General features: G+C 75.3%; 19 protein-coding genes. 13 read left to right on the forward strand and 6 right to left on the reverse strand.

The annotated features are described in order from the left end of the window. Window positions 1–16 precede the first annotated feature (16 nt). Complete coding sequence (locus JOE38_RS12755) at window positions 17–814, reverse strand: HAD-IIA family hydrolase (RefSeq protein WP_011931704.1); 798 nt, start codon at window positions 812–814, stop codon at window positions 17–19. 129 nt (window positions 815–943) lie between these two features. Between JOE38_RS12755 and JOE38_RS12760 the strand changes: the two genes are divergently transcribed. Next, on the forward strand, window positions 944–1,849 hold the full coding sequence (locus JOE38_RS12760) for a metallophosphoesterase (protein ID WP_204576626.1): 906 nt from the start codon (window positions 944–946) through the stop codon (window positions 1,847–1,849). Window positions 1,850–1,921: 72 nt separating this feature from the next. On the opposite strand, the gene JOE38_RS12765 is transcribed toward JOE38_RS12760, so the two are convergent. Beyond that, window positions 1,922–2,092 (reverse strand): CsbD family protein, encoded by a 171-nt coding sequence (locus JOE38_RS12765; RefSeq protein WP_011931706.1) that lies wholly within the window; start codon window positions 2,090–2,092, stop codon window positions 1,922–1,924. 184 nt (window positions 2,093–2,276) lie between these two features. On the opposite strand from JOE38_RS12765, the gene JOE38_RS12770 reads away from it, so the two are divergent. Together JOE38_RS12770 and JOE38_RS12775 are read left to right on the forward strand one after the other, a co-directional pair. Continuing rightward, window positions 2,277–2,696 carry a PLD nuclease N-terminal domain-containing protein gene (locus JOE38_RS12770; RefSeq protein ID WP_204576627.1) on the forward strand — a complete coding sequence of 140 codons (420 nt, stop codon included), beginning with the start codon at window positions 2,277–2,279 and terminating at the stop codon, window positions 2,694–2,696. Window positions 2,697–2,783: 87 nt separating this feature from the next. Further along, the gene (locus tag JOE38_RS12775) at window positions 2,784–4,985 is read left to right on the forward strand and encodes a RecQ family ATP-dependent DNA helicase (protein WP_204576628.1); all 2,202 of its coding nucleotides are present in this window, start codon (window positions 2,784–2,786) and stop codon (window positions 4,983–4,985) included. Between the two features lie 18 nt (window positions 4,986–5,003). Here the strand turns inward: JOE38_RS12775 and JOE38_RS12780 are convergent, their stop codons facing one another. Continuing rightward, complete coding sequence (locus tag JOE38_RS12780) at window positions 5,004–6,095, reverse strand: DNA-methyltransferase (protein ID WP_307838878.1); 1,092 nt, start codon at window positions 6,093–6,095, stop codon at window positions 5,004–5,006. Window positions 6,096–6,231: 136 nt separating this feature from the next. Between JOE38_RS12780 and JOE38_RS12785 the strand changes: the two genes are divergently transcribed. Both JOE38_RS12785 and JOE38_RS12790 read left to right on the forward strand, forming a co-directional pair. After that, window positions 6,232–7,476, forward strand: a complete 1,245-nt coding sequence (locus JOE38_RS12785) for a DUF4190 domain-containing protein (RefSeq protein ID WP_204576629.1) — start codon at window positions 6,232–6,234, stop codon at window positions 7,474–7,476. 59 nt (window positions 7,477–7,535) lie between these two features. After that, window positions 7,536–8,780 (forward strand): kynureninase, encoded by a 1,245-nt coding sequence (locus tag JOE38_RS12790; protein ID WP_204576630.1) that lies wholly within the window; start codon window positions 7,536–7,538, stop codon window positions 8,778–8,780. A gap of 35 nt (window positions 8,781–8,815) precedes the next feature. Here the strand turns inward: JOE38_RS12790 and JOE38_RS12795 are convergent, their stop codons facing one another. Next, window positions 8,816–9,910 (reverse strand): Gfo/Idh/MocA family oxidoreductase, encoded by a 1,095-nt coding sequence (locus tag JOE38_RS12795; protein ID WP_204576631.1) that lies wholly within the window; start codon window positions 9,908–9,910, stop codon window positions 8,816–8,818. A 212-nt stretch (window positions 9,911–10,122) separates the two neighbouring features. On the opposite strand from JOE38_RS12795, the gene JOE38_RS12800 reads away from it, so the two are divergent. The 8 genes from JOE38_RS12800 to JOE38_RS12835 all read left to right on the forward strand — a co-directional run bounded on the left by JOE38_RS12800 (window position 10,123) and on the right by JOE38_RS12835 (window position 18,982). After that, entirely contained in the window at window positions 10,123–12,357 is a 2,235-nt protein-coding gene (locus tag JOE38_RS12800) for a glycosyltransferase (RefSeq protein WP_204576632.1), read from the forward strand. Further along, window positions 12,354–13,679, forward strand: a complete 1,326-nt coding sequence (locus JOE38_RS12805; RefSeq protein ID WP_204576633.1) for a nucleotide disphospho-sugar-binding domain-containing protein — start codon at window positions 12,354–12,356, stop codon at window positions 13,677–13,679. Before JOE38_RS12800 ends, JOE38_RS12805 begins: the two co-directional genes overlap by 4 nt. 117 nt (window positions 13,680–13,796) lie before the next feature. Beyond that, entirely contained in the window at window positions 13,797–13,970 is a 174-nt protein-coding gene (locus tag JOE38_RS12810) for a hypothetical protein (protein ID WP_012297729.1), read from the forward strand. An 87-nt stretch (window positions 13,971–14,057) separates the two neighbouring features. Beyond that, window positions 14,058–15,761, forward strand: coding sequence for a circularly permuted type 2 ATP-grasp protein (locus tag JOE38_RS12815; protein ID WP_204576634.1), 1,704 nt, complete (start codon window positions 14,058–14,060; stop codon window positions 15,759–15,761). A gap of 5 nt (window positions 15,762–15,766) precedes the next feature. Further along, entirely contained in the window at window positions 15,767–16,696 is a 930-nt protein-coding gene (locus JOE38_RS12820) for an alpha-E domain-containing protein (protein ID WP_041464281.1), read from the forward strand. Next, window positions 16,693–17,538, forward strand: coding sequence for a transglutaminase family protein (locus JOE38_RS12825; protein WP_204576635.1), 846 nt, complete (start codon window positions 16,693–16,695; stop codon window positions 17,536–17,538). The genes JOE38_RS12820 and JOE38_RS12825 overlap by 4 nt, the downstream gene beginning before the upstream one ends. Before the next feature lie 50 nt (window positions 17,539–17,588). Then, a complete protein-coding gene (locus JOE38_RS12830; RefSeq protein WP_204576636.1) occupies window positions 17,589–18,485 on the forward strand; it encodes an alpha/beta fold hydrolase in 897 nt (298 codons plus the stop codon). Then, window positions 18,482–18,982, forward strand: coding sequence for a GNAT family N-acetyltransferase (locus JOE38_RS12835; RefSeq protein WP_204576637.1), 501 nt, complete (start codon window positions 18,482–18,484; stop codon window positions 18,980–18,982). The genes JOE38_RS12830 and JOE38_RS12835 overlap by 4 nt, the downstream gene beginning before the upstream one ends. A gap of 66 nt (window positions 18,983–19,048) precedes the next feature. Here the strand turns inward: JOE38_RS12835 and JOE38_RS12840 are convergent, their stop codons facing one another. Both JOE38_RS12840 and JOE38_RS12845 read right to left on the reverse strand, forming a co-directional pair. Continuing rightward, entirely contained in the window at window positions 19,049–21,970 is a 2,922-nt protein-coding gene (locus JOE38_RS12840; protein WP_204576638.1) for a hypothetical protein, read from the reverse strand. Continuing rightward, on the reverse strand, window positions 21,967–23,991 hold the full coding sequence (locus tag JOE38_RS12845) for a S53 family peptidase (RefSeq protein WP_204576639.1): 2,025 nt from the start codon (window positions 23,989–23,991) through the stop codon (window positions 21,967–21,969). The genes JOE38_RS12840 and JOE38_RS12845 overlap by 4 nt, the downstream gene beginning before the upstream one ends. Between the last annotated feature and the right edge of the window lie 135 nt (window positions 23,992–24,126).

Raw genomic sequence — 24,126 nt, forward strand, 5'->3', positions numbered from 1 at the left:
TGCCGTCGCCCGCTGATCAGAGCTCGGACTCGACCGGCTCCGGATCCAGCAGCTCGGTGACGCCCGACAGCACCTCGTCGGGCCGGAACGGGTAGCGCTCGATCTCGGCGCGGTCGCTGATCCCCGTGAGCACGAGCACCGTGTGCAGCCCCGCCTCGATGCCCGCGATGATGTCGGTGTCCATCCGGTCGCCGATCATGCCGGTGCTCTCGGAGTGCGCGCCGATCTTGTTGAGCGCCGAGCGGAACATCATCGGGTTGGGCTTGCCGACGATGTACGGCTCCTTGCCCGTGGCCTTCGAGATGAGCGCGAGCACCGCGCCCGTCGCGGGCAGCACGCCCTCGGCGCTCGGGCCGGTCGCGTCGGGGTTCGTCGCGATGTAGCGCGCGCCGCCGTTGATGAGGCGGATCGCCCGCGTGATGGCCTCGAACGAGTAGTTGCGCGTCTCGCCGATGACCACGAAGTCGGGCTTCGTGTCGGTCATGATGAAGCCCGCCTCGTGCAGCGCCGTGGTCAGGCCGGCCTCGCCGATGACGAACGCGGATCCGCCGGGCATCTGCTGCTCGAGGAACGCGGCGGTCGCGAGCGCGGACGTCCAGATCGACTCCTCGGGCACGTGCAGGCCGGACGCGCGGAGCCGGGCGGAGAGGTCGCGCGGCGTGAAGATGCTGTTGTTCGTGAGCACGAGGAAGGGCTTCCCCTGGTCCTGCCACTGCTGGATGAGGGCCGCCGCGCCGGGCAGGGCCTGGTTCTCGTGCACCAGCACGCCGTCCATGTCGGTGAGCCAGCAGTCCATCTCGTCGCGCGTCGCCATGGGGTTCCCTCTCGTCGTGGCACGAGGCTACCGCCGGGGGATGCGCGGGCGCCGGTCCCGCGAGGCGGCGTCACCCGATGTCCGCCGGACGGCCGCCGCGGTGTCGGCCGGCCCCCGTAGGGTCGGCGCATGCACGCACTGCCTCCCGGATCCCTGCGCCTCGTCCACCTCAGCGACACGCACCTCCTGCGCGACGGCGGCCTCCACCAGGGCGTCGTCGACACGGGCGCCGCCCTCGAGCGCGTCCTCGTCGAGGCCGACCGTGTGCCCGGGGTACGGCTCCTCGTCGGCTCGGGCGACCTCTCGGAGGACGGCACCCCCGAGTCGTACGCGCTCCTGCGGGAGCGGCTCGTGCCGTGGACGTCGTCGCGCGGCGCCGCGCTCGTGCTGGCGCCCGGCAACCACGACGTGCGCTCCGCCTTCCGGCTCGTGCTCGGCGACGGGCACGGCCGCCCGGGCACGGACGACGGCCGGGATCCCGCGGCCGTCCCGCCCGTCGACGGCGTGACGATCGTGGACGGCTGGCGCATCGCCACCCTCGACAGCTCGGTCCCCGGCAAGGGCTACGGCGCGCTCCGCGAGCAGCAGCTCGACGGCCTCCGCGAGCTCCTCGCGACCCCGGCCGAGCGCGGCACGGTCCTCGTGCTGCACCACCCGCCGGTGCCGGCGCCCACCGTGCTGCACGAGTCCCTCGCGCTGCAGGGGCCGGAGCGGCTGGCGGAGGTCGTGCGCGGCAGCGACGTGCGCGTGATCCTCTCGGGCCACTACCACCACCACATCGTGGGATCGCTCGCGGGCGTGCCCGTGCTGGTCGCGCCGGGCGTCGCGAACGAGACGGACGTGGCGGCGGATCCCGGCACGGAGCGCATCGTGCGCGGATCCGGGTTCCTCGTGGTCGACGTGCGGCCGGACGGCGGCGTCACCTCGGTCGTGGTGCGGGCGCACGCGGAGGGCGACGGCGACGAGGTCGCGCTGCTCGACGCGGAGCTGGTGCAGCGGATCACGGCGGAGTCGGGCGCTCCCGCCCTGCCGTGACGACCGGGCCCGGGCATGAGGAGAGGCGGCGACCCATGGGTCGCCGCCTCTCCTGGCGCTGCTGGTCTGGCTCTACTTGAAGACGTCCTTGACGTCCTCGCCGGCCTTCTTGGCGGACGCGGCGGCCTGGTCCTTCTGGCCCTCGGCCTTGAGGTTCTCGTCGCCCTTGTGGTCGCCGAGCGCCTCCTTGGCCTTGCCCGCGATGTCCTGAGCAGCGTTCTTGATCTTGTCGTCGAGACCCATGATCTCCTCCTCACTGAGGCCACCCGGTGCAGCCCTCGACTGGACTGTAGGACCGACGGCTCCTGGAAACCTGACAGATGCGAGGTGGGTGTCCACTGAGCGAAAGGCCAGGTCGCTGCGCCCTCTGCCCGGTCCGTGCAAGGGCCTTCCGCCGGGCCCCGCACCGCCCCTAGGCTCCCTGACCGTGATCCTCTTCGGGCTGCTGCCCCTCCTCGTCGCCGTGTGCGCGCTCGTCGACCTCATCACGCGCCCGGACGACCAGGTCAAGCACCTGCCGAAGCTCGTCTGGATCCTCCTCATCGTCTTCCTGCCGCTCATCGGCAGCATCGTCTGGTTCTGCGTCGGCCACGACTGGGACGCCCGGCGCGAGCCCGTCGGCCCGCCGGACCGGAGCGCCGCGTACGAGCGCGCCGCGATGGCGGTCGATCGGCGGGTCCGGAGCACCGAGCAGCAGCTCGCCGACCTCGAGGAGGAGGAGCGGCACTACGCGGCGCTCGCCCGCATGAAGCAGCTCCAGGCCGAGCAGGCGGTGCGGGCCGCCCGCGCCGCGGGACCCGCGCGGGCGCCCCGGGCCATCGAGCCGGGATCCTCTCCCGAGCGGTAGCCCTCCCCAGGTCGGGCGCCGTCCATCCCTCCCTCCGCGGGGTCGCCGCGGGAGGCCGCGGTCGGGGGCGGATGGGAGCATGGCCGCATGCCCGACACCGCGATGCCACCCTCCGCCGCGCCCTCCACCCCCGCGCCCTCCGCCGCGGCGACCTCCGATCTCCGGGCCGCGGCCCGCGAGCACCTCTCGCGGCTCGTCGGCGTCGCGGGCGCCGACTTCCACGACGGGCAGTTCGAGGCCATCGAGGCGCTCGTGCAGGACCGCTCCCGCGCACTCGTCGTGCAGCGCACCGGATGGGGCAAGTCGGCCGTCTACTTCGTCGCCACCCTGCTCCTCCGCCAGCAGGGGCTCGGCCCCACGCTGCTCGTCTCGCCGCTGCTCGCGCTCATGCGCGACCAGGTCGCCGCGGCCCGTCGCGCGGGCGTGCGCGCGGTCGCCATGAACTCGAGCAACGCCCACGAGTGGGACGACCTCCTGCGCGCGCTCGACGCCGACGAGGTCGACCTCCTCCTCGTCTCGCCCGAGCGCCTCAACAACCCGCGCTTCCGCGACGAGCAGCTGCCCGCGCTCCGGGCGCGGCTCGGGCTCCTCGTGGTCGACGAGGCGCACTGCATCTCCGACTGGGGCCACGACTTCCGGCCCGACTACCGGCGCCTCCGCGACCTCATCTCCTCCGTCGACGAGCGCGTGCCCGTGCTCGCCACCACCGCCACCGCGAACTCGCGCGTGGTCGCCGATGTCGAGGAGCAGCTGAGCGTCGGATCCGCGGGCGCGGGCGTCGTCGAGACCGACCGCGTGCCGGTGGTCACCATCCGCGGGCCGCTCGCCCGCCGGTCGCTCCGGCTCGGCGTGCTCCGGCTCGAGAACAGCAGGGATCGGCTCGGCTGGCTCCTCAGCCACCTCGACGAGCTGCCGGGCAGCGGCATCATCTATGCGCTCACGGTCTCCGCCGCGCAGGACACCGCGCGGCTCCTGCGCGACGCCGGCCACGCCGTGAAGGCGTACACGGGCCGCGACGACCCGGCCGACCGCGAGCAGGCCGAGGGCGAGCTGCAGCGCAACGAGGTCAAGGCGCTCGTCGCCACCAGCGCGCTCGGCATGGGCTTCGACAAGCCCGACCTCGGGTTCGTCGTCCACCTCGGGGCGCCGTCGTCGCCCGTCTCCTACTACCAGCAGGTCGGGCGCGCGGGCCGCGGGTCCGCCGACGCGGACGTGCTGCTCCTGCCCGGCCGCGAGGATCCCGACATCTGGCAGTACTTCGCCACGGCATCCATGCCGGACGAGCAGCAGGCGGCCTCCGTCATCCAGGCGCTCGGCGAGAGCGACCGGCCGCTGTCGGTGCCCGCGCTCGAGTCGCGGGTGTCGCTCTCGCGCAGCCGGCTCGACCTCCTGCTCAAGGTGCTGGACGTCGACGGCGCCGTGCGGCGCGACACCTCGGGCTGGTCGGCCACGGGCGTCCCGTGGGTCTACGACCGCGCGCGCTACGAGCAGGTCGCCGCGGCGCGCGTGCGCGAGCAGCAGGCGATGCTCGACTACGAGACCACGCTCGGCTGCCGCATGGAGTTCCTCCAGCGCCAGCTCGACGACGACACCGCGGCGCCGTGCGGCCGCTGCGACCGGTGCGCGGGCGCGTGGTACCCGTCGTCGCTGGACCAGCAGGCGTCGGCCACGGCGTCGCAGGCGCTCGACCGGGTCGGGCTGCCGATCGAGCCGCGGCTGCGCTGGCCCACGGGCGCGTCGAGCGTCGGCGTGCCGCTCAGCGGCGCCATCGCCGCGGGCGAGCAGGTGGACGAGGGTCGCGCTCTGGCCCGCCTCACCGATCTCGGCTGGGGCGGGCGCCTGCGCACGGTCTTCGCGGCCGGCGCCGAGGACGCCCTGGTCGACGACGCGCTCGTCGCCGCCTGCGTCCGGGTGCTCGCGGAGTGGGGCTGGGCGGAGCGGCCGCGCGCGGTCGTGCACGTGCCGTCGGCGAGCCGACCGCGGCTCGTCGGCAGCCTCGCCCAGCGCATCGCGGAGGTGGGGCGGCTGCCGTTCCTCGGGTCGCTCGACCTCGTGGATCCGGGAGCGCCCGGTGCCGCGCGCGGCAACAGCGTCTACCGGCTAGGCCGGGTGCACCCGCGGTTCCAGGTGCCCGCGCACCTCGCGGACGACCTCGCCGCGGATCCGCGTCCCGTCCTCCTCGTGGACGACCTCGTCGACACCCGCTGGACGCTCACCGTCGCCGGCCGGCTGCTGCGGAAGGCCGGCGCCACGCGCGTGCTGCCGTTCGCGCTCGCGCAGCAGGGGTAGCCGGCGGGGGAGCGGCGCTCAGTCGGCGGCCGGAGGGACGGGCAGGGGTGCGGGCTTCGGGGGTGCGGGCTTCGGCCCGGGTGTCGGCCTCGGTGTCGGCGCCGCGGCGGGATCGGCCGGTGCGCTCGCCGCGGCGCCCGACGACACGAAGACCGTGGCGTCGCCCGCCAGCCGTGCGCGCATCACCTCGAGGGCCTGCGGGTTCTCGTCCACCAGCACGAAGCGGCGGCCGAGCTCGCGGGCCGCGGCACCCGTGGTGCCGGATCCGGCGAAGAAGTCGAGCACCCAGTCGCCGGGGCGGCTCGACGCCTGCACGATGCGGCGCAGCACGCCGAGCGGCTTCTGGGTGGCGTAGCCCGTCTTCTCGCGGCCGGTGGGGGAGACGATGGTGTGCCACCAGACGTCCGTCGGCAGCTTGCCGCGCTCGCGCTTCTCGGGTGTGACGAGGCCGGGCGCCATGTACGGCTCGCGGTCCACGCCCTCGGAGTCGAAGCGGTAGCGGAGGGGATCCTTCACGTAGACGAGGATCGTGTCGTGCTTGGCGGGCCAGCGACGGCGCGACTTCGCGCCGTAGTCGTACGCCCACACGATCTCGTTGAGGAACGAGCGGCGGCCGAAGAGCGCGTCGAGCACAACCTTCGCGTAGTGCACCTCGCGGTAGTCGAGGTGCAGGTAGAGGGTGCCGGTGGGATCCAGGAGTCGCCAGGCCTCGATGAGGCGCGGCTCGAGGAAGTCCCAGTAGTCGGCGAACGAGTCGTCGAAGCCGTAGAGCATGCCCTTGACGGAGTCGTAGCTGCGGCCGTGGAAGCCGAGGCGCGCCCCGGGCGGGCGGACCGGCTCGGGGGTGGCGGTGCTCGCGGGGGCGAGGGCGGGCGGGGCGGCCTCGGTCCCGGCGGCCTCCGTTCCGGCGGCCTCGTCCTCGGGCTCCGGCTCCGGCTCCGGCGTGCGCGTCACCGTGGTGTTCTGGCGCTCCTGCGTGCGACCGGTGTTAAACGGCGGATCCAGGTAGATGAGCTGGAAGGCGCCGTCGGGGAGCGCGCGGACGGCCTCGAGGTTCTCGGCGTGGATCACGAGGTCGGGGCCGTCGGGGGTCCACGCGGGCAGGGGCACGCCCCGAGGTTAACGGACCTCCGCGGTCGGGCGATGCGCGCCCGAGCGGCGCACCGACCACTCGCCGCGCCCCCATTTCGGGGCGGTTCGCCCGCGGCGCTGCCGCTCGGGTCGTGCCCTCCGCTAGGAACGTCACATGAGCCATGACCGCGACCCCGACCGGACCGACGGATCCCACCCCGACGAGCCGCGGGGCCGGGTCCCGGGGCGCGAGGAGGCGCCCGAGGAGACGTCCGCATCCGGCGCCGCGCCGGCGGAGCCCGTCAGCCCCTACGGTCCGCCGGCCGCCGGGGATCCCGCGGACGATCCCGAGGCGGCCACCGCCGCCGCCGTGGCGGAGACCCGGACCGGCGCGGACGCTCCCGCGCCGCCGGCGCCGCCCGCGCCGCCCGCCGGATACGGCCCGGCCGGTGCGACCGGACACGGTGCCGCCGGCGCGACCGGCTACGCCGCCGCGAGCGCATCCGACCCCACCGTCGCGCCGCCTCACGCAGCCGCGCCGCCCTTCGCCGCCGCGCCGCCGTACGCCGCCGGGCCGCCCTACGCCGCCGCACCGCCCTACGTCTCCGGCGAGCCGCCCCGCTCCCGTGGCGGAAAGGGCCTCGCCATCGCGGCGCTCATCGTCGGCATCGCCGGGTTCCTGGGCGCCTTCATCCCGTTCCTGAACTACGTCACGGCCATCCCGGCGCTGGTCGCGGTGGTCCTCGGCATCATCTCGCTCGCCCGGCGGATGGACGGCAAGCCCCTCGCGCTCACGGGCCTCATCCTCGGAGCCGTCGGCTTCGTCCTCAGCATCGTGCTGGCGATCGTCTACACGTTCGCGTTCGTGAGCTCGGTCACGGACGCCGTGGAGTCCGCGGGCGGCGACTCCGGCTTCGCGACCCCGGAGCCCACGGACGGCTTCGGGGACGACGACGCGGCGGCCCAGCCCGGCACGAGCCCCGACGACCCGCTGCCGATCGGCACCCCGGTCATCGGCGAGGGCATCGACGGCCCCGAGTGGCAGGTCACGCTGGGCACGCCGATCCTCGACGCCACGGCGGCGGTCCTCGCGGCGGATCCGTCCAACGACCCGCCCGCGGACGGGATGCAGTACGCGGTCGTGCCGGTCACGGTGACGTACCTCGGGTCGAGCACGGGCGATCCGCTCTCCGAGCTCGCGCTCGGATTCCTCGCCCCGGACGGCTCGCAGTACTCGGCCGCCGACAGCTTCGCGGTCGCGCCGGCGCCCGCGTTCACCGACAACGAGGACCTGCTCGAGCCGCAGGGCACGGCGACGGGCAACGTCGTCATCGAGATCCCGGTCGAGGGCGCCGCGGACGGCCTCTGGGCAACGGCCCCCGGGATGATCGCGGACGCCTACTACTTCCGGGCCGGGTAGCCGATGACGTCCGCGCAGGCGGACGAGACGGCCGACCACGCGGAACGTAGGCTGCGAGCGTGACACCCGACGCGCGCGACGCCGACGCCTCCTCCCGCCCCACCCCGACCGCCGCCGCCCTCGACGCCCGCGACCCGCTCGCGCGCTTCCGCGAGCTGTTCGTGCAGGCCGACGACGTGGTCGCCTACCTCGACGGCAACTCGCTCGGCCGGCCGACCCGCGCGAGCGTCGACCGCGTCGCCGACTTCGTGCGTGGCCAGTGGGGCGGCCGCCTCATCCGCGGCTGGGACGAGGACTGGCTCGAGATGCCGACCCGCATCGGCGACGACCTCGGCCGCGTGGTCTACGGCGCGGCGGCCGGGCAGACGTTCGTCGGCGACTCGACCACCGTGATCCTCTACAAGCTCGTGCGCGCCGCCGTCCGCGCGCGCCCCGGACGGGACGAGCTCGTGATCGACACCGACAACTTCCCGACCGACCGCTTCGTGCTCGAGGGCGTCGCAAAGGAGTGCGGCATGACGATCCGGTGGATCGAGGTCGCGCCCGACGCCGGGGTCACGCCGGAGCTCGTCTCCGACGCGGTGGGGGAGCGGACCGCGCTCGTGGTGCTCAGCCAGGTCGCGTACCGGTCGGGGTTCCTGGCGGACGTGCCGGGGATCACGCGCATCGTGCACGACGCCGGCGCGCTCGTGCTCTGGGACACGTGCCACTCGGTCGGCGTGATCCCCACGGAGCTCGACGCGTGGGGCGTCGACCTCGCGGTCGGCTGCAGCTACAAGTACCTCGACGGCGGTCCGGGCGCGCCCGCCCACGGCTACGTGCGGAGCGGTCTCCAGGCGGAGCTGCGGCAGCCGATCCAGGGGTGGATGGGCGCGCGCGACGTCTTCGCGATGGGGCCGACGTACGAGCCGGCCGACGGGATCCGCCGCTTCCTCAGCGGCACGCCGCCCATCGTCGGCATGCTCGCGATGCAGGACATGATCGCCCTCATCGAGGAGGCGGGCATGGACGCGATCCGCGCCAAGTCGCTCGCGCTCACCGGCTTCGCGCTGGATCTCGTCGACCGCGACCTCGTGCCGCTCGGCGCCCGCGTCGCGAGCCCGCGCGAGGAGGAGCGCCGCGGCAGCCACGTGAGCGTCGACCACCCGCGCTTCCGCGAGATCGTGGGCGCGCTGTGGGCGGAGGGCGTGATCCCCGACTTCCGCGCGCCGTCGGGCCTGCGGCTCGGGCTCAGCCCGCTGACCACGTCGTTCCGCGAGGTGGAGCTCGGCGTCGAGGCGATCCGGCGGCACCTGGCGGGCTGAGGCGGTGCGCCCCAGCGGAGCAGCGGGGAAGCGGGTCAGTCCGCCCAGGCCCGCCGCGTGCTGCGGACGGGCTTCCCCGTGGTCGCGGCCTCGTGCATGAGGAGCGCGAGGTGGTGGTCCTGCGCCGCCTCCGCGAGCGAGTTCGTGGGCGGACCGCCGGCCGCGTGCGCGTGCATCTCGACGAGGCACTGCGCGATGGCGATCTCGTCGTCCGCGAGCCGGCCGGGCGCGAACGGGTTCTCGTAGACCCACTCGGAGCCGAGCAGCAGGCCGCGCAGGTGCATCCCCTCGAGGTTGCCGCCCTGCCCGGTCTCGACGCGCGTGATGTCGGCCCAGGTCGGCGTCGTCGCGTCGAGCAGCCAGCTCACGTGCTCGTCGGCGATCTCGCCGCGCTCGCCGCGGACGAGGAGCCGGTTGCGGCGGATCCAGGAGAAGTACTGCCGGTCGGCGAAGTCGTAGACGCCGAGGCGGTCGCCGAAGTCGAAGCGCGCGGTGGTCTGCACGGCGGTCACGACCTCCTCGCGCACGGGGTCGCCGTCGCGGTCGGGCCCGGCCACGAGCGGCGACGAGAAGCGCTGGGCGGTGATGGTCGCGTCCTCGAAGCCGATGCCGAGGGCCCGGCGCATCACGCGGACGCCGTGGTAGTCGTGGCACTGCGCGACGGTCGCCTGGCTGATCCGCCCGAGACGGCCGGACGCCGCGATCGCGAGCTGCGCGGCGAGCAGCGGCGAGAGCGGGTACTGCTCGGCCACCTCGATGCGCGCGCCCTGGCGCACGAGCGCGTCGAGCCGCTCGAGGTCCCCGACGGTCTCGCCCGGCGGCGTCTCGGTGAGCACGGCCACGCCGCGGTCGACGAGGTCGGCGATCACGTCGGGCGCGGCGGACCGCGGCACGGACACGACGACGAACGACGGCGCCTCCGCGGCGAGCAGCTCGGCCGCGGTGCGGAAGGTGCGGATCCCCCACTCCTCCTCGAGCGCGCGTCCCGTCTCGGCGCTGCGGGTCACGAGCCCCGTGACCGCGAACCGGCTGGGCAGGGCGCGCGCGATGCGCAGGAAGAAGGCACTGCGCCAGCCGCTCCCCACGATGCCGAAGCGGATCTGCGGGGGCGTCGGCGCGGGATGGGGCATGGTCGTCAGCGTACGCGCGGGGTCGCGCGCGGCCCGGGCGGGCGGCCCCGGCGGGCGGCGTCCGGGCCGGCATCTCGGACGCACGGCTGGGTTCTCGCAGCAGACTGGGGAATACTCGCGAGGGCCGGGAGGCTGTCCCGGGAGCGAAGGCTCCCGCGTGAGGCGCCTCGCGGCTCCGCGAAGAGGAGTACGACCCGAGAAGGGGCACGAGCATGGGGATCCAGACGAGCCTCGACCAGGTCGCGGAGGCCGCGCGCATCCTCGACGTGATGCAGGAGGCCGACGAGCTCACGGTCGCCGCCAGCCGCGACGGCGGCGGACGCGCGGTGCGCCTCCTCGCCCGCGCCGCCGCCGACCCCGCCGACCAGCTCACGGCGGTCGCCGCCATCCACGCGCTCGCGCAGGTATTCGACGAGGCCGCCGACCACGCGCTCGTCGCGCTCCTCGACCACGACACCCGGTGGATCCGCGAGCACGCGGCCTGGGCCTTCGGCACCCGCCTGCCCCGCTTCGACGCGGTGTCGGGCCTCGTCGCGATGGTCGTCGAGGGCGGCTTCCCCGGCATGCTCGCGCAGCGCACCCTGCAGCAGTGGGCCGGGTCGACGCCCGACCACGTCGCGCTGGCGCTCGAGAACGCGCTGCTCGGCGTGCGGGGCGACGACGCCCGGTCGCGTCTCGTGGAGACCATCGGCCTCGTGCCCGGCCGGATCCCCGAGCGCGTGCTCCTCCGCATCGCCCCGGCCGTCGACGAGGGGCCGCTCACCCGCTCCGCCGCCGTCGCCGCGCTCGGCGATCGGCCCGCGGGCGAGGCGATCGCCGCCCTCGTCGCTGACATCGCGCGCGGCGACGACGAGGTGGCCGCGGTCGCGCGCCTGGCCGTGCTCGACATCGCCCGCCAGCACGGCGACCACCCGGCGGCACCCGCGCGCCCGGGCCTCACGGTGGTCCAGCTCTTCCTGCACGCCGACATCGACGCCGGCCTCACGCACGTGGGCGCGGGCGACAACGGCGGCATCGCGACGCTGCTCGTGCGGCTCGGCGACGCGCTCGTGGCGCCCGCGGCCGACGGCGGAGCGCACACGGACGCGCCGGGACCGGCCGACGAGCCGGCCGCCGATCGCCCGGTCGACCGCGTCATCACCCTCTCCCGTGGCACCCCCGACCAGGCCCTCGGATCCCTCGCCCGCGTCACGGCCGGCGACGACGGCCACGTCTTCGCACACATCCCGATGCTCGGCGGCCCGCGCTCGCTCCCCGAGGCCTGGCCGCACCGCGTCGAGGCCGAGCGGGGGATCCGCCGCGTGCTCCGCGCCGCCGGCCGCGTCGACGCCGTGCACCTCCGCATGGCCGACGTCGGCACGCTCGCCGCCTCCACGGTCGCGCGCGAGCTCGGCATCCCGGTCGTCTTCACGGTCGCGCCGGATCCGCACGGCGTGGTCGACGCGCTCGACCGCTCCGGCGCCCTCACGCGCGACGGCTTCGGCGCCGTGGACGCGCGCGAGCACTACTGGTTCCGCGTGCGGCTCGTGCAGCGGCTGGCCGCCGACGCCGCCCACACCGTCCTCTTCCCGCGCCCCGAGCTGAAGCGCGACATGCGCCGCCTCGTCGGCATCGACGTGGACGCGCACCCCGAGCGCCACAGCGTCGTCGCGGAGGGCATCGACGTCGCCGCCATCGAGCGCTCCCGCGACGACGCCATGCTCGGCGCCGACGTGGACGGCGCACCCGCCCGCGCCTTCGTCGAGCTCGACGAGCTGCTCGCCGGCCTCCCCGAGGAGCGCCGCGGCCTCCCGCTCGTCATCAGCGTCGGCCGCCTGGCCCGCGTCAAGGGCATGGTGTCGCTCGCGCACGTCTGGGCGGCGGATCCCGCGCTCCGGTCCCGCGCCAACCTCCTCGTCGTGGGCGGCGACCTCGACGCGCCGAGCCCCGAGGAGCGCGAGCAGCTCGCGCGCATCCTCGACGCGGTCCCCGACGTCGACGGCCCCGCCGACGCGGCGCGCCACGGCCTCCTGCTCGCCGGTCACCGCGGCAACGACACCGTCACCCGCTGGCTCGCCGCCGTCCGCTACGGCCGACCAGGGCTCACCGCACCGGGCGGCGCGTACGCGTGCGCGAGCATCAAGGAGGAGTTCGGCGTCGCCCTGCTCGAGGCGATGTCGATGGGCCTGCCCGTCGTCGCGCCCGCGTCCGGAGGCCCCGCGACCTACGTCGAGGACGGCGTGACGGGCCTCCTCGTCGACACGGCCGACGCGGCCGCGCTCGGCACCGGCATCGCCCGCGCGCTCGACATCGCCGGCGGCCCCGGCGCGGACGACGCCGCCGACCGCGCCCGCGACATGGTCGCGCGCACCTTCACCATCCAGGCCATGGCGGGCACCCTGTCCCGCGTCTACCGCGACGTCGCCGCAGCCGACGACCGAACCCTCTGGGAGCTCAGCGCCTCATGACCCTGCTCGTCATCAGCCCGGACTACGCGTCCCACCTCTTCCCGCTCATCACGCTCGCGTCGGCCTGGCAGCAGGCCGGCGAGCGCGTGGTCGTGGCGACCGGATCCGCGACCGCCGGCATCGTCGAGGCCTCCGGCTTCGAGCGGGTCGACCTCCGCCTCGGCCGCGGATCCAACCCCGGCACCATCAAGGCCGAGGACCAGCCGACCGGCGAGGACGACGCCCTCCGCGGCTTCTTCGCCGCCACGCGCCGCGGCATGGTCGAGACCCTGCGCTTCCAGGCCGAGGCGCGCAGCGACGACCTGCTGTGGGAGCCGGTCGAGACCGCGCGCGCCGTGCAGCGGATCCTCGACGAGGTGCGCCCCGACCAGGTGATCGTCGACCACCTCGCCTTCAGCGCCCGCCTCGCCCTCCTCGCCTCGGGAACCCGCCACGCGGACGTCGTGCTCGGCCACCCGAGCGCGCTCCCCGTGGGCGACGAGGTCTACGGCTTCCCGCCCGCGTGGCCCGCCGCCTTCGAACCCGAGGAGGAGGACCTCGAGGAGCTGCACGCGCTGTGCGAGCGCGTCCGCGACCGCTTCACCGCGCAGTGGAACGACGCCCTCGCGATCCTCGCGCCCGCGATGCGCCCGAGCCGCGACGCGTTCGCCGAGGCGGGCGACGTGCTCCTGCTCAACTACCCCGAGGAGCTGCACGACCCCGACCGCTCCGAGCTGCTGCCGCCGCACGCCTTCATCGGCTCGGCCGTGCGTCGCGAGGCGCCCGAGGCCGAGGTGCAGGACTGGATCGACGCCGGCGGCGACCCCATCGTCTACGTGTCGCTCGGCAGCTTCCTCTCCGTGCGCGACGACGTGCTCGCCCGCATCGCCGCGGCCCTCCGCGACCTCGACGTGCGCGTGGCGCTCGCGACCGGATCCACCGACCGGGCCGCGCTCGGCGACATCCCCTCCGACTGGCTCGTGCGCCCGTTCCTCCCGCAGGTGACGCTGCTCGGCCACGCCGACCTCGCGGTCACGCACGGCGGCAACAACTCCGTCACCGAGGCCGCGACCGCGGGCGTCCCGATGCTCGTGCTGCCGCTCTCGACCGACCAGTTCGCGGGCGCGGCCGCGCTCGAGGAGGCCGGGCTCGGGATCGCGCTGGCCCCGAACGTCGCGACCGTCACCGAGCTGCGGCAGGCGGCGAAGGCGCTGCTGAACCCGTCCGGCGCGCAGCGGGCGATGCTCGACGCCATCGCGGGCTCCCTCTCGCGGTCGCCCGGCCCGCAGCGCGCGTACCAGGCGCTGGCCGGCGGGATCCGCCCGGAGCAGGCCGCGCGCTGAGCCGGCCGCCCGGCCGGGCGACGCCCGCGCCGCGATCTCGTAGACTCGTCGGTGACCGCGTCATCCGCCTCGGCGGGCCGGTCGCCCCCAGTCTCGACAACGGATCCAGGTGCCCTCGTGAACATCGTCGCTTTCATCATCGCGTTCGCCCTCTTCCTGGGCGGCATGGCGCTGTTCGCGTTCGCGTTCTACATCGAGGGCTTCGAGCTGCTGAGCTTCTTCGCCGGCATCCTGCTCGTCTCCGCGTCCATCGCCATCCCCGCGCACATCCTCAAGCGCACCGACGCCTGACCGGCCCTTCCCGTCGGCCCCTCGGGCCCCGCCGCGCCCGCGCGGCCCGGAAACACCCCCGACACACGCCCCCGTTAGGCTCCCGACATGGGTGATCTGTTCGAGGGATACGGCACGCTCGCGGCCGCCAGACGAGCCTCCGGCGGCGCGATGCCGTTCGACGAGATGTTCCGGGATCCGCCCGTCGCGGGCGAGCCGGCCGTCGCCCGGGCCGCCTACCGCGAGATCCACGCGGCCCTCTCCCGCATGACCCAGGACGAGCTGAAGGACCGCACCGACGCGCTCGCCACCAGCTACCTCGCGCAGGGCGTCACCTTCGACTTCGCGGGCGAGGAGCGGCCGTTCCCGCTCGACGCCGTGCCGCGCGTCATCGAGCAGGCCGAGTGGAGCCGGCTCGAGAAGGGCGTCGCGCAGCGGGTCCGGGCGCTCGAGGCGTTCCTCGCCGACGTGTACGGGCCGCAGCGCGCGATCCGCGACGGCGTGATCCCGGCCCGGCTCATCAGCTCGTCCAGCCACTTCCACCGCCAGGCCGCCGGCATCGACCCGGCCAACGGCGTCCGCATCCAGGTCTCCGGCATCGACCTCGTGCGCGACGAGGCCGGCGAGATGCGCGTGCTCGAGGACAACGTGCGCGTGCCGTCCGGCGTCAGCTACGTCATCTCCAACCGCCGCGTCATGGCGCAGACGCTGCCCGAGCTGTTCGTCTCGATGCGCGTGCGGCCCGTCGGCGACTACCCGAACAAGCTCCTGCAGGCGCTCCGCGCGAGCGCGCCCGACGGCGTCGAGGACCCGAACGTCGTCGTCCTCACGCCCGGCGTCTACAACAGCGCCTACTTCGAGCACACGCTGCTCGCGCGCCTCATGGGCGTCGAGCTCGTCGAGGGCCGCGACCTGTTCTGCTCCGGCGGCCGCGTCTGGATGCGCACCACGGGCGGCCCCATGCGCGTCGACGTCATCTACCGCCGCGTCGACGACGAGTTCCTGGATCCGCTGCAGTTCCGCGCCGACTCCATGCTCGGCTCGCCCGGCCTCATGCTCGCGGCGCGCCTCGGCAACGTCACCATCGCGAACGCGGTGGGCAACGGCGTCGCCGACGACAAGCTCGTCTACACGTACCTGCCCGACCTCATCCGCTACTACCTGGCCGAGGACGCGATCATCCCGAACGTCGACACCTGGCGCCTCGAGGAGCCCGACTCGCTCGAGGAGGTGCTCGACCGGCTGCCGGAGCTCGTCGTGAAGCCCGTCGACGGATCCGGCGGCAAGGGCCTCGTGGTCGGCCCGGCCGCCAGCGCGGGCGAGCTCGCGGAGCTGCGGGCGCGGCTCCTCAAGGACCCGCGCGGCTGGATCGCGCAGCCCGTCGTGCAGCTGTCCACCATCCCCACGCTCGTGGAGGACGGCATGCGCCCGCGGCACGCCGACCTCCGCCCGTTCGCCGTCAACGACGGCCGCGACATCTGGGTGCTGCCCGGCGGGCTCACGCGCGTCGCGCTCCCCGAGGGCCAGCTCGTGGTCAACAGCAGCCAGGGCGGCGGATCCAAGGACACCTGGGTCGTCGGCGACTCCGGCTTCCCCGCGGCGACGCGAGAGCGCAGCGTGCAGACGCTCGTGGCCGACCAGGCGGCGGTGACCACGTCCATCCCGATCATCCAGAACGGGGAGAAGGCGCCCGACCAGTCGCCGCACGACGCCCCGCGCAACCGCGACCAGCACGAGCAGCAGCAGCAGGCGGCCGCGCCCGCAGCAGCAGCCACCTCCGACGCCACCGCCACCACCGAGGGGGACCGCTGATGCCCATGCTGTCGCGCATCGCCGAGTCGCTGTTCTGGATCGGCCGCTACATCGAGCGGTCGGACGGCACCGCCCGCATCCTCGACGTGCACCTGCAGCTGCTGCTGGAGGATCCGTGGATCGACGAGGACACCGCCTGCCGCTCCCTCCTCAGCGTGATGGGCAGCGACGTGCCGAGCGAGGACGTCCTCGGCCGTGACGACGTGCTCGCCCTCCTCGCGGTGGACCGCACGCAGCCCGCCTCCATCGCCTACTCGCTCGGCGCCGCGCGGGAGAACGCCCGCCGTGCCCGCGAGATCGTCTCGTCGGAGCTGTGGGAGTGCCTCAACACGACGCGCGCCCGCATGCCGCGGAAGATCGCGAACGACCGCGTGCACGAGTTCTTCGGCTGGGTGCGCGAGCGCTCGGCCCTCGCGGTCGGGCTCGTCGAGTCGGGCACGAGCCGCGACGAGGCCTGGCAGTTCTTCACGCTCGGCCGATCCATCGAACGCGCCGACATGACCGCCCGCCTCCTCGCCACGCGCGCCCTCACCGAGGCGAGCGGCCCGTCCTGGACCACGATCCTCCGCTCCTGCGGCGCGTACGAGGCCTACCTCCGCACGTACCGCGGCGTGCCGAGCGCGCGCAACGCGGCGGAGTTCCTGCTGCTCGACCGGCTGTTCCCGCGGTCGATCACGCACTCGATCCGCCGGGCCGAGCAGTGCCTGCACGACATCGAGCCGCGCACCGACCGCCTCGGGGTGTCCGACCAGGCGCAGCGGCTGCTCGGGCAGATCCGGAGCGAGCTGGAGTACCGGCCGATCCAGGAGATCCTCGACGACCTCCCGCGCTTCATGGACGCCGTGCAGGAGGCCACCAGCGCCACCAGCGAGGCCGTCCGCCAGCGCTACTTCCCCACCAACGCGGCACCCAGCTGGGTCGGAGAGAACTCGTGAACCGCCTGCGCATCACCCACCGGACCGGTTTCCACTACGAGGGCGAGGTGACCGCCTCGTACAACGAGGCGCGCATGCTGCCCGTGTCGAGCGAGAACCAGTTCGTCCTGTACTCGAACCTCGACATCCAGCCCAAGCCGGGGCACCACACGTACGTCGACTACTTCGGCACGCGCGTCTCCTCGTTCGAGATCCTGAGCCCCCACCGCTCGCTCGAGCTCACGGCGACGAGCCTCGTCGAGGTCCGGCCGCGCACGCACGAGCCGCACCAGCTGGGCTGGGACGACCTCGCGATCGAGGTCGAGCGGGCCACCGACCACGTGGAGCAGGTCGCGCAGACCGTGCGCACCGAGCCGCACGAGGAGGTCCGCGCGCTCGCGGAGGAGATCGCGGGCGGCGCGGGCACCCCGTGCGAGGCGGCGGCGGAGATCGCCCGCGCGATCGGCGAGAAGGTCGAGTACATGGCCGGCGTCACGAGCGTGCAGTCGACCGCGCGCGAGGCCTGGGAGCAGGGGCGCGGCGTCTGCCAGGACATCACGCACATCGTCATCGGCGCGCTCCGGCACGTCGGGATCCCCGCCCGCTACGTCAGCGGCTACCTGCACCCGAAGCCGAACGCGGCCGTCGGCGAGACCGTCACGGGCGAGTCGCACGCGTGGGTCGAGTGGTTCTGCGGCGAGTGGCGCGGATGGGATCCCACCAACCTCATCGACATCGGCGACCGGCACGTGCTCGTCGGCCGGGGCCGCGACTACCGCGACGTCGCGCCGCTGCGCGGCATCTACGCGGGGCCGTTCCGGTCGAAGCTGTTCGTGCGGGTGGAGATCACGCGCGAGTCGTGACCTCGGGACGGGGCCTCGGCGGCCGGGTCCGGCGCACCTAGTCTGGATCCATGCCCGACGACGAGCGCTCCACCGGCGGAGCCGACCACCGCACCATCGTGGACGCGGAGGGCGTCACCCTCCACTACTACGTGTGGGAGGCGGAGCGCCCGCGGGCCGTCGTCCACATCGCGCACGGCGTCGGCGAGCACGCGCTGCGCTACATCCGGCTCGCGCACGAGCTCAACGCCGCGGGCTTCACGGTCGCGGCCGACGACCACCGCGGACACGGCGCCACCGGCCTCGGCCACCTCGGCATCGGCGTGCTGGGGCCCAGGCGCCACCTCGCGGCGCTCGACGGGATCCAGCTGGTGAGCGAGCAGCTGCGGCGCGAGCACCCCGACCTGCCGCTCGTGCTCCTCGGCCACAGCTGGGGCGCGCTCCTCGCGCAGCGCATCGTGGCGCGCGCCTCCCACCTCTACGCGGGTCTCGTGCTGAGCGGCGCGTCGCTCGCGATGCCCGGCGTCGTCAACACGGGCGACCTCAACAAGCGCTGGCGGCACCCGGCGGCGTCCGGCTTCGAGTGGCTCTCGCGGGATCCCGAGGCCCAGCGCGCGTTCGGCGCCGACGACCGGAACTTCGACGTGAACGCGCTGAAGCCGTACCGGATGCGCGACTCCGTGCAGATCATGGGCCGGCCGCCCCGGAAGCTGGCGACCGACCTGCCCGTGCTCATCCAGGGCGGCGAGGAGGACTCGCTCGGCGGCCGGCGCGGCATGCAGCTGCTCGCGCGCGACTACAGCAGGCGCTCGCGCCTCAGCGACGTGCTGCTCATCGTCTACCCGGGCGCGCGGCACGAGATCTACAACGAGACGAACCGCGACGAGGTGGTGGCGGACCTGCGGAGCTGGCTGGTGTCGCGCGTGGTCGCCGCCGAGCCGTCCTCCGACGACGGAGCCGCGGGATGACGGGCGCGCTCCCGGAGGCGACGCTGCGCCCGGCGCGCGCCGACGACCTGCCGTTCCTCGAGGACATGCTCCTGGCGTCGATGGACTGGCGCGACGACGGATCCATGACCCGCGAGCGCATGCTCGCCACCCCGGAGCTCGCGCACTACGTCTCGGGCTGGCCGCGACCGGGCGACGTAGGGGTGGTCGCGGAGGTCGCCGCGGATCCCGTCGGCGCCGCGTGGGCGCGGCTCTACGCGGACGACGACCGCGGCTACGGCTTCGTCGCGACCGACATCCCCGAGCTCGGCATGGCGCTCGTCCCGTCGGCGCGCGGCCGGGGCCTCGGACGGCGGATGCTCGTCGCGCTCGTCGAGGCGGTCCGCGCATCCGGCGCACCGGCCGTGAGCCTCAGCGTGGAGGACGGGAACGACCGCGCCCGCGCGCTCTACGCGTCGCTCGGCTTCGTGCCCGTGGGGCGCGAGGGCGGATCGGACGTGCTGCTGCTCCGCTGGTGACGCACGCCGCCCTCCGGCCCGCGGGATGCGGGACGGAGGGCGGCGGTGGTGCGGTGGTGCGTCCGGTCAGGCGCGCGTCGGGCGGCCCGTCCGCGCGCGTCGGCGACGTCGTGCCTCGAGCGCGGCCGCGGATCCGACCACCAGCAGCAGCGCCGCGAGGGCGAGCGCCGACGCGGGCGAGGATCCGGTGCGCGGCAGCGAGCCGCGGAGGCCCGTGCTCGCGCTCGCGCTCGCGCCGGAGGTGCCGACCGGGCTCGAGCCGTCCGCCGCCAGCGCGCCGGGGGACGCGGTGCCCGTGCCGGCCGGAGCCGACGAGGATCCGCCGGACGCGGTGCCGGCCGACGCGGACCCGCCGGGCGTCGTGCCGGGGGCACCGGATCCGCCCGGGCTCACGGCGACCGCGGCGGTCGTGACCACCGCCGCGGACACGTCCGCGTCGAGGCCGGACGCGTCGACCAGGTGCAGGCCCGTGACCGTGCGGGACGCGCCCGCGGTCACGTCCTCGGCGAGCACCGCGGATCCGCCGTCGGGCAGCGCGAACCGCGTGCCCGGGGCGATGTCGCCGGCCGCGAGCGCGGCGCCCGCGATGCTGCCGCCGTCGCTCGAGACGCGCACGGCGCCGTCGGCGACCTCGACCCGGAGGCCCCGGATCGCGACGGCCAGGCGGGTGCCCGGGTAGAGGGCGACGTCGTCGAGGGCGGCGCTGCCGGATCCGCTGCTCGACGCGAGGCGGATGCCCGAGGCGCGGATCTGGCCCGCGGCGCCGTCGCCCGCGGTGGCGGGGTCGGTCGTGGCGGCGGGGGCGGCGGCCGACGCGGAGGTCGCGTCGGACGCGGTCGCCGCGTGCGGGGTGCCGAGCGTGTCCGGCGCGAGCGCGGACGGCGAGGCGGAGGACGGCGATGCAGCGGCCGCGCTCCCCGTGCCCGCGGTGCCCGCCGCGTCGTCGGGCCGCGCCACGGGCGTCGCCGCGACGGCGCTCGGCCCGGTCGCGCGGATCCCGTACGCCGACCAGCCGGCGGGCGCGGTGTCCGGCACGATCACGACGGGCGTCGGCGACGGATCCGGCGCGGGCGTCGTCGAGCCGCCCGCCGCCACGGTCACGACACCCAGCCGCACCTCGGGGTGCTGCCCGGTGAGGTCGCGGTAGTGCAGCGCGGTGAGGGTCACCGTGCCGTCGGATGCGACCGACCGCTCGCCGAAGCGGACCTCGACGCGCGGGGTGCCGTTCTCGTCGACGCCCGTGTAGAGGTCGGTGGTGGTGTCGATCCACACGCCGTTCACGAAGACCGCGTTGCCCGCATCCGCGAAGGACACGGTCATGGCGCCCGCGGCGGAAACGGCCGCGTGCAGGCCGTTCACCCGGAGGGCCGGCCAGCGGTAGTCGGCGAGCGGATCCGTGGAGGCATCCGGCACCTGGCGGAACGCGCCCACGTCGACCGTGGCGGTGCCCGTGGCGTCGCCCGTGCCGAGGTCGACGGCGACGGCCGACGCGGTGTCGGGATCCGTCCCCGTGCCGGTCACGGCGTCCGCCGCGGCGTGCGGGGCGGCGACGGTCGCGGCCGGCTGCGGCGCGACGAGCACCGTGCCGTCCGGCGCGGTGACGCCGACGCCGTACGCGCCCACGACCTGCCCGGCCGCGGGCGGCACCACGACCGTGCCCAGGCGCACGTCCGGGTGCGCGCCGGTCAGGTCGCGGTAGTGCACGGCGGTGACCGTGACGGTGCCGTCGGCCGCCGTCTCGTGCTCGCCGAACGCGACGGTGACGCGGGGCGCGCCCTGCTCGTCGACGCCCGTGTAGAGGTCGGTCGTGGTGTCGATCCAGCGGCCGTCGACGAAGACCGCGCTGCCGGGATCCGCGAACTCGGTCGAGACGGCTCCCGCTGGCGTCACCGTGGCGGTGAGCCCGTAGACGCGGAACGCCGTCCAGCGGTACTCGGCGAGCGGGTCGGCCGGCGCGCCGGGCAGCTGCTCGAACGAGCCGACGCCGATCGTGGTGGTGCCGTCGGCGCCGGTCTCGACGCGCACGGATGCGGCGTGCTCCGCGGATCCGTCCGTCGCGTCCAGCGCGTCGGCGGAGGACCGGCGGTCGAGGCCCTCGACGCGCGGCTGCCCGTCGATCACGGGCGTGCCGTCGGGAGCCGTGACGGTGACGCCCGTCGCGACGCGGCCGGCGGTGGGAGCGGGTGCGGGATCGGGATCCGGCGCGGGGGTCGGGTCGGGCGCGGGGGTCGGATCCGGCGCGGGGGTCGGATCCGGGTCGGGCGCCGGGGTCGGCGCCGGGGTCGGCGCCGGCGTCGGCGAGGCCGACGGCGCCGGGACCGGCACGGCGGCGGCCGCCGCGCACGTCACGGATGCGGCGCGCACGCGCCAGATCTCCGAGGCGCCGGGCTCCGCCTCCACGTCGACGCCGACGGTGGTCGCGGATCCGTCGTCGCCCGTCGACGTGGCGCCGACGATGACGCGGGTCGCGCCGTAGATCGACTCCGGCAGGTCGCGCGACCAGCCGGGCGTCGCGTCGGCGTCCGCGGTCACGTCCGCGCCGCCGATCGTCAGCCGGTCGAGGTGCACGGCGGGCGTGCCGCCGGGCGTGCACGAGACGGTGAGGCCGGAGAACACGATCGCCGGCCGGTCGCGCAGCGTCAGCTCGCCGCTCGCGATGGTGCTCGTCGCGCCGGTGGGACCGGCGGTGGAGGAGAGGCCGGTCGTGCGGGTCGTGTTCTCCTTGAGCACGTCGCCGGTGGAGGCGGCGGTGCGCGTGACCGCGGCCCCCGCGGACCACTCCGCGAGGGGCGTGGGCGCGGTGAGCGTGTCGCCGTCGATGTCGATGATCTCCACGCCCGAGGCGTGCGCGAGCACGACGTCGGCCGCGTGCGCCGCGAGGGGCGCGAGCCCGCCGAGGGCGAGGAGGGCCGCGAGGGCGGTGGCGCCGGTCACGCCGACGAGACCGAGGGAGGGGCGCGACGTGGATCCGCGCGTCACCCGCCTCATCGTCTCGCCCCCGCGCCGAGGCCCTCGATGAACGCGCGACCCGCGGGCACGCCGGCCCCGGTCACGTCGTCCCAGCCGGGGGCGGAGCGCAGCCCCTGCCTCCCGGTGTCCCACATGAAGAGCGTCTCGGGCCACAGCGCTCCCGCCGACGGCCCCGTCGGGGACCATGTCGCGGCGGACGCGGGCTGCACGTCCCGCAGGGCGCCCGTGCCCATCAGCGCGTAGAGGGCGGGGCTCGCGAGCCCGAAGCGCCGACCGGTGACGGCCTTGGAGATCGCGACCATGGACGCGACCATCGGCGTCGCGAGGCTCGTGCCGCCGTGCGCCGCGTACTGGGTGCGGCCCTTGTGCGGGCCGTAGGTGATGAAGCCCGTGTCCGGATCCCCCAGCGAGGCCACGTCCGGCAGCAGCCGGCCGGTGCCCGCGACCGGGAGCCGGTCGGCCTGCCAGGTGGGACGCGCGTACTCGGCCGACTGGCCGCCGCCCGCGCCGAACGCGAAGCCCGGCGGGATCAGTGCGCCGTTGCGCGCGAAGCGGGTCTCGGTCTCCCAGCCCGCCTCGACGGCGATGGATCCGTCCTCGGCGAGGCCCGTGCTCGTCGCGCCGACCGCCGTGACGTACGGGCTCGACGCGGGCGACGCCACGGTGGCGTTCCCGCCGTGGTCGCCGACGCCGCTGTAGTCGCCGTCGTTGCCGGTGGATGCGAAGACCGACACGTCGCGCGCCGCCGCCTCCACGAGCACGCGGTTGAGGAGCTCGCGGTCGTCCGCGGTGTCGAGGCCCTCCATCGCGCCGAAGGACAGGCTGATCACGTCGGGTCCGTCCTCGGCCGCGTCGAGGATCCGCGTGTAGAGGCTCGTGCTCGTGCAGTCGTCGGCGCCCCAGTAGGAGACGGCGGCGTCGGGCGCCATCGCGTGGACGGCCTGCACGTCGAGGTGCTGCTCGTCCGTCCACGCCGTCGGGCCGCCGCAGATGCCGGTGCGCGGCGCGGCGGACGGGTGGTCGCGGTACTGACCGGCCGTGAAGGCGGGCTCGCCGACCGCCAGGGAGTAGGTGTCGGTGTCGGCCTTCGTGTCCGGGTCGTCGTAGGCCGCGACGATGGCGATGGTCGCGCCGGCGCCGCGGTCCTCGGCGGGGACGTCGTCCACGCGCCGCAGCTGCGCCGGGCCGTAGCCGCACAGCGAGTTCGAGCGGTGGGCCACGTCGACGGACGCGGGCCACGCGTCCGTGAGGCGCTGGCCCCACCAGGCGGCGCACGTGCCGTCGTCGGCGGAGGACGCGGGGGATCCGCCGGACGCCTGCCCGGGGATCGGCGCGGGGACGGGGTCCGCGGCGGAGGGAGCCTGCGCGGTGTCGGCCGCGGTCGTCGAGGTGTCTTCCGCCTCCGCGTCCGTCGGCATCAGCACGTCGCCCTGCACGGTGCCGGCGACGCCGCGCACGGCGTCGAGGGCCGCGGGCACCGCGAGGGTCCGTTCGGGGGCGATCACCTCGCGGCCGTCGACGCGGAACCGGGCGAACCCGGTGTCGAAGGCGCGCGACGCGAGCGCCAGCGTGCCGGAGACGGGCAGCGCCGACACCTCGCCGCGCGCGTCGCCCACCTCGAGCCCGCGGTCGCGCAGCCAGGCGGCCACGGCCGGGGTGGCATCGGGGCGGGCGGGATCCAGCAGAACCGTGAGGGCGATCGTCGCGTCGGCCGGTGCGTCGCCGATCCGCGCGGCGGATGCGGCAGCGGGCCACGACGGGGCTGACCCGTCGAGCGCGCGGAGGCCGGACGCGGCGCGGGCGGCGGCGGCGGCTGACGCGTCGGCCGACGCGGATGCGGATCCGGTGCCGGTCAGCGCGCTCGCGACGAGAGCCGCGACGGCCGCGAGGGCGACGACGCCCGTGCCGATCGCGACGGAGCGGCCGTGCGCGGGCCGCGGAGCGCGGCGGACGAGGGTGCGGATCCGGCCCTCGGTCGGCGGGCGCTCGGCGGGCCCGCGGGCCTCGACGGGTGGGAGGGAAGAGGGGCGAGAGGGCATGCGGGATCCAGCTTCGATTCAGGGGGAGTGCGCGATGGCGCGTGCGGATGCTATCCCTGATTGAGAACAGTTCTCACTTCTTGTGGAGAGCGGACGCGGGAACCGGCTGGACGCGACGAGGCGGCGGGCTGGAGA

The sequence above is a fragment of the Clavibacter michiganensis genome, from assembly GCF_016907085.1.
Classification (GTDB): domain Bacteria; phylum Actinomycetota; class Actinomycetes; order Actinomycetales; family Microbacteriaceae; genus Clavibacter; species Clavibacter michiganensis_O.